Origin of the sequence: Dryocola clanedunensis subsp. sulfonylureivorans (assembly GCF_016756775.1) — a bacterium.
In the GTDB taxonomy this organism is placed as follows: Bacteria; Pseudomonadota; Gammaproteobacteria; order Enterobacterales; family Enterobacteriaceae; genus Dryocola; species Dryocola clanedunensis.
On record NZ_JAERMU010000002.1, the window covers coordinates 160,515 to 176,771 of the forward strand.

Annotated in this window: 13 protein-coding genes; 6 read left to right on the plus strand and 7 right to left on the minus strand. The window is 54.9% G+C overall.

What is annotated here, in order from left to right:
• The first annotated feature begins 72 nt into the window (after nucleotides 1-72).
• Genes lptD through apaH form a run of 6 tightly spaced genes read left to right on the plus strand, consistent with a single transcriptional unit; the run spans nucleotide 73 to nucleotide 6,812 of the window.
• Entirely contained in the window at nucleotides 73-2,427 is a 2,355-nt protein-coding gene (gene lptD, locus HYQ67_RS02565) for an LPS assembly protein LptD (protein ID WP_202301250.1), read from the plus strand.
• Between the two features lie 56 nt (nucleotides 2,428-2,483).
• Nucleotides 2,484-3,776: a peptidylprolyl isomerase SurA gene (surA, locus tag HYQ67_RS02570; RefSeq protein WP_202301251.1), complete on the plus strand. Its 1,293-nt coding sequence runs from the start codon at nucleotides 2,484-2,486 to the stop codon at nucleotides 3,774-3,776.
• Nucleotides 3,769-4,758, plus strand: a complete 990-nt coding sequence (gene pdxA, locus HYQ67_RS02575; RefSeq protein WP_202301252.1) for a 4-hydroxythreonine-4-phosphate dehydrogenase PdxA — start codon at nucleotides 3,769-3,771, stop codon at nucleotides 4,756-4,758. The genes surA and pdxA overlap by 8 nt, the downstream gene beginning before the upstream one ends.
• Nucleotides 4,755-5,576: a 16S rRNA (adenine(1518)-N(6)/adenine(1519)-N(6))-dimethyltransferase RsmA gene (gene rsmA / locus HYQ67_RS02580; protein ID WP_202301253.1), complete on the plus strand. Its 822-nt coding sequence runs from the start codon at nucleotides 4,755-4,757 to the stop codon at nucleotides 5,574-5,576. The genes pdxA and rsmA overlap by 4 nt, the downstream gene beginning before the upstream one ends.
• A 2-nt stretch (nucleotides 5,577-5,578) precedes the next feature.
• Nucleotides 5,579-5,956, plus strand: coding sequence for a Co2+/Mg2+ efflux protein ApaG (apaG, locus tag HYQ67_RS02585; RefSeq protein ID WP_202301254.1), 378 nt, complete (start codon nucleotides 5,579-5,581; stop codon nucleotides 5,954-5,956).
• A 4-nt stretch (nucleotides 5,957-5,960) separates the two neighbouring features.
• Nucleotides 5,961-6,812, plus strand: coding sequence for a bis(5'-nucleosyl)-tetraphosphatase (symmetrical) ApaH (gene apaH / locus HYQ67_RS02590; protein WP_202301255.1), 852 nt, complete (start codon nucleotides 5,961-5,963; stop codon nucleotides 6,810-6,812).
• A gap of 92 nt (nucleotides 6,813-6,904) precedes the next feature.
• Here apaH and folA read toward each other — a convergent pair whose 3' ends face one another.
• The 7 genes from folA to dapB form a co-directional block, all read right to left on the minus strand.
• Entirely contained in the window at nucleotides 6,905-7,384 is a 480-nt protein-coding gene (gene folA / locus HYQ67_RS02595) for a type 3 dihydrofolate reductase (protein ID WP_202301256.1), read from the minus strand.
• 176 nt (nucleotides 7,385-7,560) lie between these two features.
• Nucleotides 7,561-9,420, minus strand: a complete 1,860-nt coding sequence (gene kefC, locus HYQ67_RS02600) for a glutathione-regulated potassium-efflux system protein KefC (RefSeq protein ID WP_202301257.1) — start codon at nucleotides 9,418-9,420, stop codon at nucleotides 7,561-7,563.
• Entirely contained in the window at nucleotides 9,413-9,943 is a 531-nt protein-coding gene (gene kefF, locus HYQ67_RS02605; RefSeq protein ID WP_202301258.1) for a glutathione-regulated potassium-efflux system oxidoreductase KefF, read from the minus strand. Before kefF ends, kefC begins: the two co-directional genes overlap by 8 nt.
• A 103-nt stretch (nucleotides 9,944-10,046) precedes the next feature.
• Nucleotides 10,047-10,280 carry a YgdI/YgdR family lipoprotein gene (locus HYQ67_RS02610; RefSeq protein WP_202301260.1) on the minus strand — a complete coding sequence of 78 codons (234 nt, stop codon included), beginning with the start codon at nucleotides 10,278-10,280 and terminating at the stop codon, nucleotides 10,047-10,049.
• 147 nt (nucleotides 10,281-10,427) lie between these two features.
• Nucleotides 10,428-13,652, minus strand: a complete 3,225-nt coding sequence (carB, locus tag HYQ67_RS02615; protein ID WP_202301262.1) for a carbamoyl-phosphate synthase large subunit — start codon at nucleotides 13,650-13,652, stop codon at nucleotides 10,428-10,430.
• A gap of 18 nt (nucleotides 13,653-13,670) precedes the next feature.
• Nucleotides 13,671-14,831: a glutamine-hydrolyzing carbamoyl-phosphate synthase small subunit gene (gene carA, locus HYQ67_RS02620; RefSeq protein WP_202301263.1), complete on the minus strand. Its 1,161-nt coding sequence runs from the start codon at nucleotides 14,829-14,831 to the stop codon at nucleotides 13,671-13,673.
• A gap of 458 nt (nucleotides 14,832-15,289) precedes the next feature.
• Nucleotides 15,290-16,111 carry a 4-hydroxy-tetrahydrodipicolinate reductase gene (gene dapB, locus HYQ67_RS02625; RefSeq protein WP_202301264.1) on the minus strand — a complete coding sequence of 274 codons (822 nt, stop codon included), beginning with the start codon at nucleotides 16,109-16,111 and terminating at the stop codon, nucleotides 15,290-15,292.
• Nucleotides 16,112-16,257 lie beyond the last annotated feature (146 nt).

Here is a 16,257-nt window from a genome sequence, read left to right on the forward strand (position 1 = left end):
CGATGATGAGTAAGTTAGTCTCTGACCGTTTGCCGCGCTAAGCCATTGATGATGGAACAACGAATAAAACGTATGAAAAAACGTATTCCCACTTTGCTGGCCACGCTAATTGGCACAGCGATTTATAGCCAACAAGGGATGGCTGCCGATCTTGCCTCGCAGTGTATGCTGGGCGTGCCGAGCTATAATCGCCCGTTGATCGAAGGCGACACCAATAACCTTCCGGTTACGATTAATGCCGATCATGCAAAAGGGGATTACCCCGACAATGCGGTGTTTACCGGTAACGTAGATATTCAGCAGGGGAATAGTCGTCTGCAGTCCGACGAAGTTCAGCTGCATCAAAAACAAGTTGATGGCCAACCTGACCCGGTACGCACTGTAGATGCGCTGGGTAATGTGCATTACGACGACAATCAGGTCATCCTGAAAGGTCCTAAAGCCTGGTCCAACTTAAACACCAAAGATACCAACGTCTGGAAAGGCGATTACCAGATGGTTGACCGCCAGGGCCGCGGCACCGCAGACCTGATGAAACAGCGCGAGAACAATCGCTATACCATTCTGGATAACGGTACCTTTACATCATGCCTGCCGGGTTCAAATACCTGGAGCGTAGTGGGTACAACTGTCATTCAGGACCGCGAAGAAGAAGTGGCGGAAATCTGGAATGCGCGTTTCAAAATTGGTCCGGTTCCGGTGTTCTACAGCCCGTATTTACAGTTACCGATCGGCGATAAACGTCGCTCCGGTTTCCTGTTGCCGGACGGTAAGTACAGTTCCAATAATGGCCTTGAATTTACGCTGCCTTATTACTGGAACATCGCGCCAAACTTTGATGCCACCATCACGCCGCACTATATGGAAAAGCGCGGCACGATGTGGCAGAACGAATTCCGCTACCTGACCAAAGCGGGTGCAGGTTTGATGGAGTTTGACTACCTGACCTCGGATGATGAATATAAAAACGAGTCGGGTGTCAATCCGGACGACGACAGCCGCCGCTGGTTATTCTACTGGCAGCACTCCGGCGTACTGGATCAGGTGTGGCGCTTCAACATTGACTACACCAAAGTCAGTGATGATAAATACTTCAATGACTTCGACTCCGAATACGGCTCAAGCACCGATGGCTACGCGACGCAGAAATTCAGCGTCGGCTACGCCGTTGAGAACTTTGACGCCACGCTGTCGACCAAACAGTTCCAGGTCTTTGAGTCCCAGCAAGGCAGAAATTCATACAGCGCGCAGCCGCAGCTGGACGTCAATTTCTATCAGAATGATGTTGGACCATTTGATACCCGCGTTTATGGCCAGGCCGTTAAATTCACCAACGTGAATGACAATATGCCGGAAGCGACGCGTCTGCATATCGAGCCAACCATCAGCCTGCCGCTCTCTAACGGCTGGGCGAGTCTGAATACCGAAGCGAAGCTGCTGGCAACACACTATCAGCAGGACAATCTCGATAAATATAAAAAATATGTCAATTCAAACAGCGAGCTTGAGAGTTCAGTCAACCGCACCATGCCGCAGTTCAAGGTTGACGGAAAGCTGATCTTCGATCGCGACATGGATTCAGCCCTGGGCTGGTCACAAACGCTGGAACCTCGCGTTCAATATCTGTATGTCCCGTATCGCGATCAGAGCAATATCAACAACTATGACTCCTCGCTGCTGCAATCTGATTACAGTGGCCTGTTCCGTGACAGAACTTATGGTGGCCTTGACCGTATCGCGTCGGCAAACCAGGTGACGACCGGTGTCACATCACGTATTTATGATGATGCCTCAATTGAACGTTTTAACGTTTCCCTGGGTCAAATCTACTACTTTACCCAGTCCCGTACCGGCGATGACAACATCAACTGGGAAAAAGACAAGGATACAGGTTCCGTTATTTGGGCTGGTGATACCTACTGGCGTATGACAGACCGCTGGGGTTTACGCGGTGGTTTGCAATACGATGCGCGTCTGGCTAGCGTCTCAACAGGTAACGGTGTCATCGAATACCGTCGTGATAACGATCGTCTGGTACAGCTGAACTATCGTTATGCCAGCCCGGCCTTTATCCAGGCTACGCTGCCAAGTTTCTCAACGGCAGAGCAGTACAAGGAAGGGATTTCGCAGGTTGGTATGACCGCAAGCTGGCCGGTTGTTGACCGTTGGTCCGTCGTAGGGGCTTACTACTACGATACCAAGGCACAGCAGACAGCGGATTCAATGCTTGCAGTGCAGTATAACTCCTGCTGTTATGCGATTCGTGTTGGCTACGAGCGCAAAATCAACGGCTGGGAAGACGCCGAAAGCAAATACGACAACGTGTTTGGCTTTAACATCGAGTTACGCGGCCTGAGTTCAAACTATGGCCTGGGCACACAGCAGATGCTGCGCTCTAACATTCTGCCGTATCAGAACTCGTTGTAATTCACTTTGACTTAAAAACGTAATCCGCATTGCGGCTAAGTAAAAATGGAAAAAGTATGAAGAACTGGAGAACGCTGCTTCTTGGTGTCGCCCTGGTGGCGAACACTGCCTTCGCAGCGCCACAAGTAGTCGACAAAGTAGCAGCCGTGGTTAATAACGGTGTCGTTCTGGAAAGCGATGTCGATGGCTTGATGCAATCGGTAAAACTTAACGCTCAGCAGGCTGGTCAGCAGTTACCTGACGATAACGCCCTGCGCCACCAGATCCTGGAACGTCTGATCATGGATCAAATCATCCTGCAGATGGGCACCAAGATGGGCGTGAAGGTCACCGACGATCAGCTTGATAAAGCGATTGCGGATATCGCAGCACAGAACAAAATGAATATGGATCAGATGCGTAGCCGTCTGGCCTATGACGGCATCAACTACAACACTTACCGTAGCCAGATCCGTAAAGAGATGACGATTTCGGAAGTGCGTAACAACGAAGTGCGTCGTCGCGTCACCATCCTGCCTCAGGAAGTTGACTCGCTGGCGCAGCAGGTTGGCAGCCAGAACGACAGCAGCACCGAGCTGAACCTGAGCCACATCCTGATTGCGCTGCCGGAAAACCCAACGTCTGCTCAGGTTGACGATGCGGAAAAACAGGCGCGTGACATTGTTTCTCAGGCGCAAAACGGCGCGGACTTTGGCAAGCTGGCGATTACCTACTCTGCTGACCAGCAGGCCCTGAAAGGTGGCCAGATGGGCTGGGGACGTATCCAGGAGCTGCCGTCTATCTTCGCGCAGGCACTGGCTACCGCCAAAAAAGGTGACGTTATTGGTCCCGTTCGTTCCGGCGTAGGTTTCCATATCCTGAAAGTGAACGATCTGCGTGGTCAGACTCAGAGCATCTCTGTCACCGAAGTTCACGCTCGTCACATTCTGCTTAAGCCGTCACCGATCATGACCGATCAGCAGGCGCGTCTGAAGCTTGAGCAAATCGCAACTGACATCAAAAGTGGTAAAACCACCTTCGATAAAGCGGCGAAAGAGTTCTCTGACGATCCGGGTTCTGCAAACCAGGGTGGCGATCTGGGCTGGGCATCTCCAGACATCTACGACCCTGCCTTCCGCGATGCGATCATGAAGCTGAACAAGGGCCAGACCAGCGAACCAGTTCACTCCTCCTTCGGCTGGCACTTAATTGAGCTGCTGGATACCCGTAAAGTGGATAAAACTGACGCGGCTCAGAAAGATCGTGCCTACCGTATGCTGTTTAACCGTAAGTTCTCGGAAGAAGCGCAGACCTGGATGCAGGAACAACGCGCCAGCGCATACGTTAAGATCATCGGCAGCAATGGCTAATATTGCTCGTGTGACCATCACTCCCGGCGAACCCGCCGGGATTGGTCCCGACCTGGTTGTCGCGCTGGCAAGCCGCGACTGGCCTGCTGAATTGGTCGTCTGCGCCTCCCCTGAATTACTGCTCGAACGAGCCGCCACGCTGAACCTCCCGCTGACCCTGATTCCTTACCGGCCCGACCAGGCTCCGCAGCCGCAGGCAGCAGGCACGCTAACGATTCTGCCCGTTGCTTTGCATGCTCCGGTGGTACCAGGCCAGCTTGATGTCCGTAACAGCACTTATGTGGTAGAAACACTCGCTCGCGCCTGCGACGGCTGCACAAGCGGTGAATTCGCCGCGCTGATAACCGGGCCCGTGCATAAAGGCATTATCAACGACGCAGGCGTGCCGTTTATCGGTCATACCGAGTTCTTTGAAGAGCGCTCGCACAGCGAAAAAGTGGTGATGATGCTCGCAACCGAAGAGCTTCGCGTTGCGCTGGCCACGACGCATTTGCCGCTAAAAGCCATTTCTGAGGCAATTACGCCAGATTTATTACGTCAGATAATCACCATCCTGTATCATGACCTGCAAACCAAGTTTGGTATTGCACTGCCTCACGTGCTGGTGTGTGGCCTGAACCCTCATGCAGGGGAAGGTGGACACATGGGTACGGAAGAGATCGATACGATAATCCCGGTACTTAACGAGATGCGCGCACAGGGCATGAATTTATCCGGCCCGCTGCCTGCTGATACACTCTTTCAGCCAAAGTATCTCGACCACGCCGATGCAGTACTGGCGATGTATCACGACCAGGGATTACCGGTTCTGAAATATCAGGGCTTCGGTCGCGCGGTGAATATCACGTTAGGCTTACCTTTTATCCGCACTTCGGTTGACCATGGCACAGCGCTAGAGCTGGCAGGCCAGGGAAAAGCAGATGTCGGCAGTTTTACTACGGCGCTTAATCTCGCCATCAAAATGATTACGAATACTCAATGAATACTCGCGTCCACCAGGGCCATTTAGCCCGTAAACGTTTTGGACAAAACTTCCTTAATGACCAGTTCGTTATCGAAAGTATTGTCTCCGCTATTAATCCACAGAAAGGCCAGGCGATGGTTGAAATCGGCCCCGGCCTCGGTGCATTAACCGAGCCTGTGGGTGAACGCCTGGACGAAATGACCGTTATCGAACTCGACCGCGATCTGGCGGCCCGTCTGCAAACGCATCCGTTCCTCGCACCGAAGCTGACCATTTATCAGCAGGATGCCATGACCATGGACTTCGCCGAGCTGTCGAAGAAAATCGGCCAGCCGCTGCGCGTGTTCGGTAACCTGCCGTACAACATCTCTACGCCGTTGATGTTCCATCTCTTTAGCTATACTGATGCCATTGCGGACATGCACTTCATGCTGCAAAAAGAGGTGGTGAACCGTCTGGTTGCAGGACCAAACAGTAAAGCGTATGGTCGTTTATCAGTGATGGCGCAATATTATTGCAACGTGATCCCGGTGCTGGAAGTGCCGCCAACGGCCTTTACGCCTGCGCCGAAAGTGGATTCCGCCGTGGTGCGCCTGGTGCCTCATGCCACCATTCCGCATCCGGTCAAAGAGCTGCGCGTGTTGAGCCGCATCACGACTGAGGCCTTTAACAAGCGCCGCAAGACAATTCGCAACAGCCTTGGCCATCTGTTCAGCGCTGAGGTGATGGCAGAGCTGGGCGTCGACGCGACCCTGCGCGCTGAGAACATCTCAGTCGCCCAGTATTGCCAGCTGGCAAACTATTTGGCTGAGCACCCACAGCCGAAGGAGAGTTAACGATGTTAAATTCGCCCCGCGTATGCGTGCAGGTACAAAGCGTCTATATCGAATCCCAGTCCTCCCCGGAGAATGAACGTTTCGTCTTTGCTTATACCGTAACCATCCGAAACCTGGGGCGAACGCCGGTGCAGCTTCTTGGGCGTTACTGGCTAATTACCAACGGTAACGGCCATGAAACCGAAGTCCAGGGCGAAGGCGTGATTGGCGTCCAGCCCCACATCGAACCGGGCAACGAATACAGCTATACCAGCGGTGCGGTCATTGAAACGCCGCTGGGCACCATGCAAGGCCATTACGAAATGGTCGATTCTCAGGGCGAGGCATTCCGCGTCGCTGTTCCCGTCTTCCGTCTGGCCATTCCAGCCTTCATTCACTGATACGATGTCAACATACCTGATTGGCGATGTTCACGGCTGTTACGATGAACTGATCGCCCTGCTGCAACAGGTTGAGTTCACGCCTGGCAAAGATATTTTATGGCTCACGGGCGATTTAGTCGCGCGCGGCCCCGGTTCGCTTGAAGTCCTGCGCTATGTGCGTGGGCTGGGCGACAGCGTGCGTCTGGTGCTCGGCAATCACGACCTGCACCTGCTGGCGGTATACGCCGGTATCAGCCGCAATAAACCCAAAGACCGCGTGTCACAGCTGCTGGAAGCACCGGACGTTGACGAGCTGCTGAACTGGCTGCGTCGCCAGCCGCTAATCCAGGTCGATAACGAAAAAATGCTGGTGATGGCCCATGCGGGAATCACGCCGCAGTGGGATATCGACACCGCTATAGCCTGCGCCCGTGATGTCGAAGCCGTGCTCTCAAGCGACAGCTATCCGCTGTTCCTGGACGCCATGTACGGCGATATGCCGAACAACTGGTCCCCGGAGCTGTCGGGGCTTGCGCGTTTGCGGTTCATCACTAATTCTCTTACCCGCATGCGCTACTGCTTCCCGAACGGCCAGCTGGACATGTACTGCAAAGACACGCCGGAAAGCGCGCCTGCGCCGCTCAAGCCGTGGTTTGCCATTCCCGGGCCGGTAACGGATGCGTACTCGGTGATCTTCGGCCACTGGGCTTCGCTTGAAGGGAAAGGAACGCCGGAAGGCATTTACGGTCTGGACACCGGCTGCTGCTGGGGTGGGGATTTAACCTGCCTGCGCTGGGAAGATAAAGCGTATTTCGTGCAGCCCTCGAACCGTAAAGCCGACGTCGGCGACGGTGATACCGCAATAGCCTCATAAAAAAACCCGGTGAAAACCGGGTTTTTACGTTGGTCGGAAAAGCCGTAGGTCGGATAAGCGAAGCGCCATCCGACTCAACAACCGACCCCGTTTTAGCGACGTTCCAGAATCTCAAAGCAATAACCGTGCGAGTTTTGCTCGTCGGCGTCGTGGAATTCGCTGAACGTTGACTGCCACTCGTCCGGATCGTAATCCGGGAAATGGGTATCCCCTTCTACTTCGGCATCAATGTGCGTCAGATACAGGCGCTGCGCTTTTGGCAGGAACTGTTCATAGATGCGGCCACCGCCGATCACCATCACTTCTTCCGCGTCACCGCAGGCGCTGATAGCATCCTCTACGGAAGTCACCCATTCAACGCGGTCGTCGGTGCCCGGCTTACTGCTGATAACAATATTCTTACGGCCTGGCAGCGGGCGACCAATGGATTCCCAGGTCAAACGCCCCATCACCACCGGTTTATTTAACGTATTACGTTTAAACCAGGCCAGGTCGGCAGGCAAATTCCATGGCATGGCGTTTTCCATACCAATAACGCGATCTACCGCTAATGCAGCAATCAGACTGATCATTCTGTTAACCCAAGGAAGGTGAAAAAATTGCCGCCACTATACGGAAAGCGCAATCTTTCGTCGACTGCCCGATCCTCTTGCCGGAAGAATTTTTTTTGTTCTGCAAAGCCGCAGCTTCCTTAATTGGCAAGGTGCGCTAACACGAACAATGAGTTAGCGCCGATTCTTGCGGAAAATCAGTCCGCTGGTTTGGCAGGAGGTTCGTCTGCTAATTTACCGCTGTGAACGCCCTCCTCCGTTCCCTGCCAGCCGTGGCGTTGAATAACATTGAGATGCGTGCGGTCTTCGTTAATGACCTCCGTCAGCATCGCACTGGTGCGTTTGAGCACATCCGCCCTCGCGGGCAAATCAGCGGCGATAACCATCTCTTCCACCATTTGAGTATTGAAACGACGGAAATGATCGGCCCGCTCGCGCGCTTCATAGCTGCCAACGCCCAGCGCCTCAAGCGCACGACGCCCCACTTTTAGCGAACTCTCGAAGGTTTCACGCTCAGGTTGCTCAACGCCCGCCTGACGCAGGCGAATAAAGTGGTCGAGGTCCCTCGCCCTGGCGATAACCCGCAGGTTCGGGAAGTGCTCCTGCACCAGCCCGGAGAGCTGCATATTCGCATCAGGATCGTCGATGGCATTGATCAGCACCTCGGCTTTTGCCGCCCCTGCGGATTCGAGCAAATCTACCCGCGTCGCATCGCCATAAAATACTTTGGTACCGAATTTACGCAGCGTTTCGATATGGTCAGGATCGTGGTCAAGCACCACCATTTTCACCCCGCTGGTTAGCAGCAGACGCCCGGCGATTTGCCCGAAGCGCCCAAAGCCGGCAATAATCACCCGCGGCTGCTCTTCATCAATTTCATCCGCCTCGCGGGCCTGCTCTTTACCGGATTTCTCCCGACGGCTGAGCAGCACAAGCAGCAGCGGTGTGGCAGCCATAGAAAGCGCTACCGCCAGGGTCAGCGATTTCGCCCAGCTGTCGTCCAGCACCTCAGCCATTCTGGCAGCACCAAAAATCACAAAGGCGAATTCGCTCCCCTGGCCCAGCAGTACGGCAAACCAACGGCGCTGCTTACGCGGTACTTTCAATGGTTTAGCAACCAGCCACAGCATCACGCACTTGATCACCAGGAACCCCACCAGCAGGCCGATAATGCGCAGCGGATTATCCATCAGCGTGCCGAAATCTATCGACATGCCGACGCCGATAAAGAACAGCCCGAGCAGCAGCCCCTTAAACGGTTCGATATCGCTCTCCAGCGCGTGGCGATATTCGGAGCTTGCCAGCAATACACCCGCCAGAAACGCGCCCATTGCCATGGATAAACCAGCCTCTTCCAGCAGCAGCCCAAAACCAAACACGAGGAAGAGTGCCACGGCGCTGAATACTTCGCGCAGGCCGGAGCGGGCCACAAAGCGCAGCACCGGGCGCGTCACATAACGCCCCAGGACCACCACCAGCGCCAGCGCGCCGACGACCTTTAAGGCTGATAGAGAAAATGCCGCAAGCGTAGTGGTCGCCCCGCTGGTTGCCAGCAAGGGGATCATCGCCACCAGCGGGATGGCGGCAATATCCTGGAAGAGCAGAACGGCAAAGGTGCTGCGCCCCATTTGCGAGAGGGTCAGGTTACGTTCGTTCATCGCCTGCATGGCGATGGCGGTTGAGGACAGCGCAAGCGTCAGACCTACCAGCACCGCGACCTGCCAGCGCAGACCCATCAGCATGCAGAACAGCCCAAGGAGCAAGCCGCAGGCGGCCATTTGCAGGAAGCCCCCGCCAAACACCGAGGCGCGCAGCGTCCATAGCCTGCGCGGATCCAGCTCAAGGCCGATAACAAACAGCATCAGCACCACGCCGATTTCAGCGAAGTGCAGAATCGTCCCGGCATCCGTCACCAGCCGTAACCCCCACGGGCCGATAATACAGCCCGCAATCAGGTAGCCAAGGACCGAGCCTAACCCCAGACGAACGGCGATGGGCACAATCAGTGCGGCTGCGCCGAGATAAATAAGAACCTGAATCATGCTGTGACTATCCACGGTTTACCTCCCGCCATGCCAGCAGGCGCTGCTTGTACTGCTCAGCCTCCGCGTCCAGCGTCGCCTCATCACAGACAAAAGTGAAATGGATGGCAAAATTTGGCTGCCAGCTCATTCCACAATAGATCGCCGTCGCCTGCAGCGGCTGTCCCAGTACGTCAAACCCCGGATGATCCCCCAGGTCGAAATGACCGTCTCCCCCGCCTGTGGTTACCGCCCACATCACGTTTTTGCCATGCAGAGCCTTCCCGCCACGACCGTAAGCCCAGCCGTGGGCAAGCACTTTATCGATCCACAGCTTCATCAGCGGCGGCATGCTGTACCACTGCATGGGATGCTGCCAGATAACCAGATCGGCACGGCTTAGCGCCTCTTGTTCAGCGGCAATATCGATATTGAAATCAGGATAGAGCTCATACAACGAACGGACTTCCACATCGGGCAGCGTCGTAGCACTTTCGAGCATTTTTCGATTGGCGTGAGAGTGTTGCGGATAGGGGTGCGCATAAATAATTAATATCATCAATTAGCCTGTTGTTTTACCGACGTCTTTTCCAAAGAGTGTAGTCAGTAATCTAACAGGCTAATAGTCAATATTCTTGACGGGCTAAACGGGTAAATCTGAATTAGTTATCCAGTTCGCCCATCGACTTCACCTGGTCGCGATTGATCTGCTCGGTCTTGCCGGTTTCAGCGTTTTTATAAGAAACCAGACCAGTTTCATCATCAACCTGAGGTTTGCCGTCGGTAACGATGGTTTTGCCGTCGGTTGTTTTCACCGCCTGGTTAGACGAACAGCCAGCTACGGTAAACAGCGTTGCGGCAGCGAAGATGGAAGCCATCAGAATTTTGTTTTGCATGTTGCTCTCCCTGTGGGTAAACCTGATTATCTGACTGAAAACTTTAGCAGGATTTTCCGGCGTCGCAGAAAAATACGGAACACTCTGAACGGATAAAGCAGGCAATAAAAAACCCGCCGAAGCGGGTTTTGCATGGTGCCGAAGTGATTACTTCGTGATTTGCGCGTGCATTTCCTGCACCGAAATTACCTTCTCGGTCGCATCCGCGTTCATCGCCATCGCGGTGGCGAAGCCGCCGTTCAGCGTGGTGTCGTAATGCACTTTATACTGCAGCGCGCTGCGGCGGATGAGCTTGGAATCCTCAATCGCCTGGCGGCCCGCGGTGGTGTTGATGATGTAGGTGTACTCGCCATTCTTAATACGGTCCTGAATGTGCGGACGACCTTCATGCACCTTGTTCACCAGGCGTGGGTTGATGCCCGCCTCGCCCAGCACGATAGCCGTGCCGTGGGTCGCGTCCAGCTCGAAGCCCTGCTTCAGCAGCTTGGCGGCCAGATCAACAACGCGCTCTTTGTCGCCTTCGCGAACGGAGAGCAGCGCACGGCCAGGTTTACGCATGGTGGACTGGCTACCCAGCATCGCCTTGGAGAAGGCTTCTGCGAAGGTGCGGCCCACGCCCATGACTTCACCGGTAGAGCGCATTTCTGGCCCTAACAGCGGGTCGACGCCCGGGAACTTGTTGAACGGCAGCACCACTTCTTTAACAGAGTAGTACGGCGGGATGATCTCTTTCGTCATGCCCTGCTCAACCAGCGTCTGCCCAACCATCACGCGCGCGGCTACTTTTGCCAGCGCCATCCCGGTTGCTTTAGAGACAAACGGTACGGTACGGGCGGCACGCGGGTTCACTTCAATCAGATAGACTTCGTTGTCCTTCACCGCAAACTGCACGTTCATCAGGCCGCGAACCTGCAGCTCGAAGGCCAGTTTCTGCACCTGCTGGCGCATCACGTCCTGGATCTCTTTGCTCAGCGTATAGGCTGGCAGAGAACATGCGGAGTCGCCGGAATGCACGCCCGCCTGCTCAATGTGCTCCATGATGCCGCCAATCAGCACGGTTTCGCCGTCGCAGATGGCGTCGACGTCCACTTCAACCGCGTCGTCCAGGAAGCGGTCCAGCAGCACCGGCGCATCGTTAGAGACGCTAACTGCGGTCTGGAAGTAGCGACGCAGGTCGGCTTCGTCATAGACGATTTCCATCGCGCGGCCGCCCAGCACATAAGAAGGACGAACGACCAGCGGATACCCGATATGCGCCGCTTTCTCTACCGCCATTTCGATTGCGGTCACGGTGGCGTTGGCAGGCTGCTTCAGCTTCAGGCGGTCAACCGCGTGCTGGAAGCGCTCGCGGTCTTCGGCGCGGTCGATTGCGTCCGGGCTGGTGCCGATAATCGGTACGCCAGCGGCTTCCAGCTCACGAGCCAGCTTCAGCGGGGTCTGGCCGCCGTACTGCACGATAACGCCTTTTGGCTTCTCAACGCGGACGATTTCCAGCACGTCTTCCAGGGTTACCGGCTCGAAGTACAGGCGGTCGGAGGTATCGTAGTCGGTAGATACGGTTTCCGGGTTGCAGTTAACCATGATGGTCTCGTAACCATCTTCACGCAGCGCCAGCGAGGCGTGTACGCAGCAGTAGTCGAACTCGATGCCCTGGCCGATACGGTTCGGCCCGCCGCCAAGCACCATGATTTTGTCACGGTCGTTGTTCGGATTGGCTTCACACTCGTCTTCATAAGTGGAGTACATGTAGGCGGTATCGGTAGAAAACTCCGCCGCGCAGGTATCAACGCGCTTATAAACCGGGTGCAGGTTATGCTGTTCACGCAGCTTGCGGATTTCAGACTCGCGCACGCCAGCCAGTTTAGCCAGGCGCGCATCGGCGAAGCCTTTACGCTTGAGCATACGCAGGAAGTCGTAGTCCAGGCCGGTGATCCCCAGCTCTTCCACTTTTTCTTCCAGGCGCACCAGCTCTTCAATCTGCACCAGGAACCAGCGGTCGATGTTGGTCAGGTTGAACACGCCGTCGACGGACAGGCCAGCACGGAAGGCGTCGGCCACGTACCAGATACGGTCAGCGCCCGCGTCTTTCAGCTCACGGCGGATTTTGGTCAGCGCTTCCGGGTCGTCCAGATTCACTTTCGGATCAAAGCCCGTTGCGCCAACTTCCAGACCGCGCAGCGCTTTTTGCAGAGATTCCTGCTGCGTGCGGCCAATCGCCATCACTTCGCCGACGGATTTCATCTGGGTTGTCAGACGGTCGTTCGCGCCAACAAACTTCTCGAAGTTGAAGCGAGGAATTTTCGTCACAACGTAGTCGATGGACGGTTCGAACGAAGCAGGCGTTTTGCCGCCAGTGATGTCGTTCATCAGCTCGTCGAGGGTGTAGCCCACCGCCAGTTTCGCCGCGACTTTCGCAATCGGGAAGCCGGTAGCTTTCGACGCCAGCGCCGAGGAGCGGGAGACGCGTGGGTTCATCTCGATAACAATCAGACGGCCGTTTTTCGGGTTAACGGAGAACTGCACGTTAGAGCCACCCGTTTCCACGCCGATTTCACGCAGCACCGCCATCGAGGCGTTACGCATGATTTGGTACTCTTTGTCGGTCAGCGTCTGGGCAGGGGCTACGGTAATGGAGTCGCCGGTGTGGATGCCCATCGGGTCGAAGTTTTCGATGGAGCAGACGATGATGCAGTTGTCGTTTTTATCACGCACCACTTCCATCTCGTACTCTTTCCAGCCAATCAGCGACTCATCAATCAGCAGCTCTTTGGTTGGGGAAAGATCCAGACCGCGCTCGCAAATCTCTTCAAACTCTTCGCGGTTGTAGGCGATACCGCCGCCGGTGCCGCCCATGGTGAACGAGGGGCGAATAATGCACGGATAGCCCACGTCAGCGGCAACCGCCAGCGCTTCTTCCATGGTGTGGGCAATGCCGGAGCGTGCGGTGTCGAGACCGATTTTTTTCATTGCCACGTCGAAGCGGCGGCGGTCTTCTGCTTTATCAATCGCGTCGGCCGTGGCACCAATCATGGTGACGCCAAACTCGGCGAGCACGCCCTGGCGTTCCAGCTCCAGCGCGCAGTTCAGCGCGGTCTGGCCGCCCATGGTTGGCAACACCGCGTCCGGGCGCTCTTTTTCGATGATTTTGCGCACCACTTCCCAGTGGATGGGCTCGATGTAGGTCGCATCGGCCATTTCCGGGTCGGTCATGATGGTTGCCGGGTTGGAGTTCACCAGGATGACGCGGTAGCCCTCTTCACGCAGCGCCTTACACGCCTGGGCACCGGAGTAGTCGAACTCGCACGCCTGGCCGATAACAATCGGGCCTGCACCAAGGATCAGGATGCTTTTTATATCTGTACGTTTTGGCATTTTTAAGGCTCCTGATTCTTACTTGCTGAAAAGAGTGGCTGTAGTGCGGTACTGCTTGATCAAGTCGATAAAGTGGTCGAACAGCGGCGCGGCATCGTGCGGACCCGGGCTAGCTTCAGGGTGGCCCTGGAAGCTGAACGCTGGTTTGTCGGTACGATGAATGCCTTGCAGGGTGCCGTCGAACAGCGACTTGTGGGTCACGCGCAGGTTCGCAGGCAGCGTTGCTTCGTCTACCGCAAAACCGTGGTTCTGGGCGGTGATCATCACGCAATCGCGATCCAGATCTTTTACCGGGTGGTTGCCGCCGTGGTGGCCGAACTTCATCTTCACGGTTTTCGCGCCGCTTGCCAGAGCCAGCAACTGATGACCTAAGCAGATGCCGAAGACCGGCACGTCGGTTTCCAGGAAGGCTTTAATGGCGCTGATGGCGTAATCGCATGGCGCCGGGTCACCGGGACCGTTGGAGAGGAAGATGCCGTCCGGGTTCATCTTCAGCACTTCCTCAGCGGAGGTCTGCGCCGGAACAATCGTCAGGCGGCAGCCGCGGTCCACCAGCATGCGCAGAATGTTGCGCTTCACGCCGTAGTCGTAGGCCACCACGTGGAAAGGTAAATCTTCTTCTTTTGCTGCTTCCGGCAGGTCGCCCTCAAGCGTCCAGCTGCCCTGCTGCCAGGCGTAGGACTCTTTCGTTGTCACTTCTTTTGCGAGGTCCATGCCGTTCAGGCCAGGGAAAGCCTTTGCTTTCTCATGGGCCAGCGCCGCGTCAACGCTGTCGCCGGCAATGATGCAGCCGTTCTGAGCGCCTTTCTCACGGAGCAAACGGGTCAGCTTACGGGTATCGATATCGGCAATCGCCACGATGTTATGGCGTTTTAAATAAGAAGAGAGGTCTTCGGTATTGCGGTAGTTGCTGGCAATCAGCGGCAGGTCACGAATAACGAGGCCTTGCGCATGTACCTGGGAGGATTCTTCATCAGCGGCGTTAGTGCCGACGTTGCCGATATGGGGATAAGTAAGAGTGACGATTTGGCGGGAGTAGGAAGGATCAGTGAGGATTTCTTGATAACCGGTCAATGAGGTATTGAAAACGACTTCCCCAACGGCGGTACCTGATGCCCCAATGGCGCGACCGTGGAATTGGGTTCCGTCTTCCAGAACCAATATTGCTGACTTAATCAAAACGCCCTCCAGGGAATAAACAGTCAATTTATTTGCATATTAATTCAAAACGATTTCCAGAATCAATGCAAAACAGCCTGTCATTTGGATTTTTGACAAACGGCGGCATTCTAGGGACTGGCCAGGAAAAAGTCTACCATAAAGCGAACTTTTTCTGTCTATTTTGACGCTCTGATTAAAAATATGCACATTGAGGGGTGAAATGATTAGCTAACTCAGGGTAAGTAAACGGTTGCGAGGCAGAAAGAATAGAAATCCATCACCGAGGGTTACAAAAAGTGGACCAGATGGTCAAAAACAACATTTACGCAACGCGTTTTGACAGGAAATCTTTGTATTTTGTCTATCTGGACATAAAAATCCAAATAAACCGGTAAAAATAAAAAGGGCAATAAATTATTACCCTGTCAATCAAACAATTATGATTGTAATAACCACATCACGATGGGTAATTCTTGCTACAAACTATTGAGATCGAGCACGTCGCGCATGTCATAAAGACCATTTTTCTTGCCGTTCAACCATAAAGCGGAACGAACCGCGCCATTTGCAAAAGTCATCCGGCTTGAAGCCTTGTGAGTGATTTCAATGCGCTCGCCGATATCTGCAAACATCGCCGTATGCTCACCCACAATGTCCCCGGCGCGTACGGTGGCGAAACCAATGGTTCCAGGCACTCGCTCACCGGTATAGCCTTCGCGGGAATAAACCGCGCACTCTTTAAGGTCTTTGTCCATCGCCTGGGCAATAGCCTCCCCCATCGCCAGCGCGGTGCCGGACGGCGCATCCACTTTATGGCGGTGGTGGGCTTCAATAATTTCGATGTCGGTGTAGTCGCCCATGACCTTGGCCGCTTTCTCGAGCAGCTTGAGCATGACGTTCACGCCGACGCTGAAGTTCGCCGCAAAGACAACGGGGACGTCAGCGGCAGCTTCGTTAATTGCCTGCTTGCCCGCCTCGTCAAAACCGGTTGTACCTATGACCATCCCCTTGCCGTGCTGGCGACAAAAGGCCAGATGGCTTAACGTGCCTTCCGGGCGAGTGAAATCGATAAACACGTCAAAATCGTTGACCACGTTTTCAAGGCTGTCGCTGACTGTCACACCTGTTTTCGCCACGCCGGCCAGCTCGCCCGCATCGCTGCCGACCAGGGAGGAGCCTTCGCGCTCAAGGGCTGCGCCAAGCTGTACGCCATCAAGCTGCAAAGCCGCCTGAATAAGTTGTCGTCCCATACGACCGCCCGCGCCCGCAATCGCGACGCGGATCTGTGCTTCGTCCATATTCACTCTCTTTATTTAATCTGCTTACAAAACGTTCTCAGGTTACCCAGCACCGTGAAATGCCGCCAGCCGAAAACACCGATAATTAGAAATTTATGACAAACCGCCGCAGTTATCAGTAAAAGCATGCATAGGCTTAGCAAAAT

Excerpts from the sequence above, each read along its gene's own strand:
- carB (WP_202301262.1), bottom strand. The coding sequence starts at position 13,652 with ATGCCAAAACGTACAGATATAAAAAGCATCCTGATCCTTGGTGCAGGC.
- pdxA (WP_202301252.1), top strand. The coding sequence starts at position 3,769 with ATGGCTAATATTGCTCGTGTGACCATCACTCCCGGCGAACCCGCCGGG.
- rsmA (WP_202301253.1), top strand. The coding sequence starts at position 4,755 with ATGAATACTCGCGTCCACCAGGGCCATTTAGCCCGTAAACGTTTTGGA.
- kefF (WP_202301258.1), bottom strand. The coding sequence starts at position 9,943 with ATGATATTAATTATTTATGCGCACCCCTATCCGCAACACTCTCACGCC.
- lptD (WP_202301250.1), top strand. The coding sequence starts at position 73 with ATGAAAAAACGTATTCCCACTTTGCTGGCCACGCTAATTGGCACAGCG.
- HYQ67_RS02610 (WP_202301260.1), bottom strand. The coding sequence starts at position 10,280 with ATGCAAAACAAAATTCTGATGGCTTCCATCTTCGCTGCCGCAACGCTG.
- surA (WP_202301251.1), top strand. The coding sequence starts at position 2,484 with ATGAAGAACTGGAGAACGCTGCTTCTTGGTGTCGCCCTGGTGGCGAAC.
- apaG (WP_202301254.1), top strand. The coding sequence starts at position 5,579 with ATGTTAAATTCGCCCCGCGTATGCGTGCAGGTACAAAGCGTCTATATC.
- apaH (WP_202301255.1), top strand. The coding sequence starts at position 5,961 with ATGTCAACATACCTGATTGGCGATGTTCACGGCTGTTACGATGAACTG.
- folA (WP_202301256.1), bottom strand. The coding sequence starts at position 7,384 with ATGATCAGTCTGATTGCTGCATTAGCGGTAGATCGCGTTATTGGTATG.
- dapB (WP_202301264.1), bottom strand. The coding sequence starts at position 16,111 with ATGGACGAAGCACAGATCCGCGTCGCGATTGCGGGCGCGGGCGGTCGT.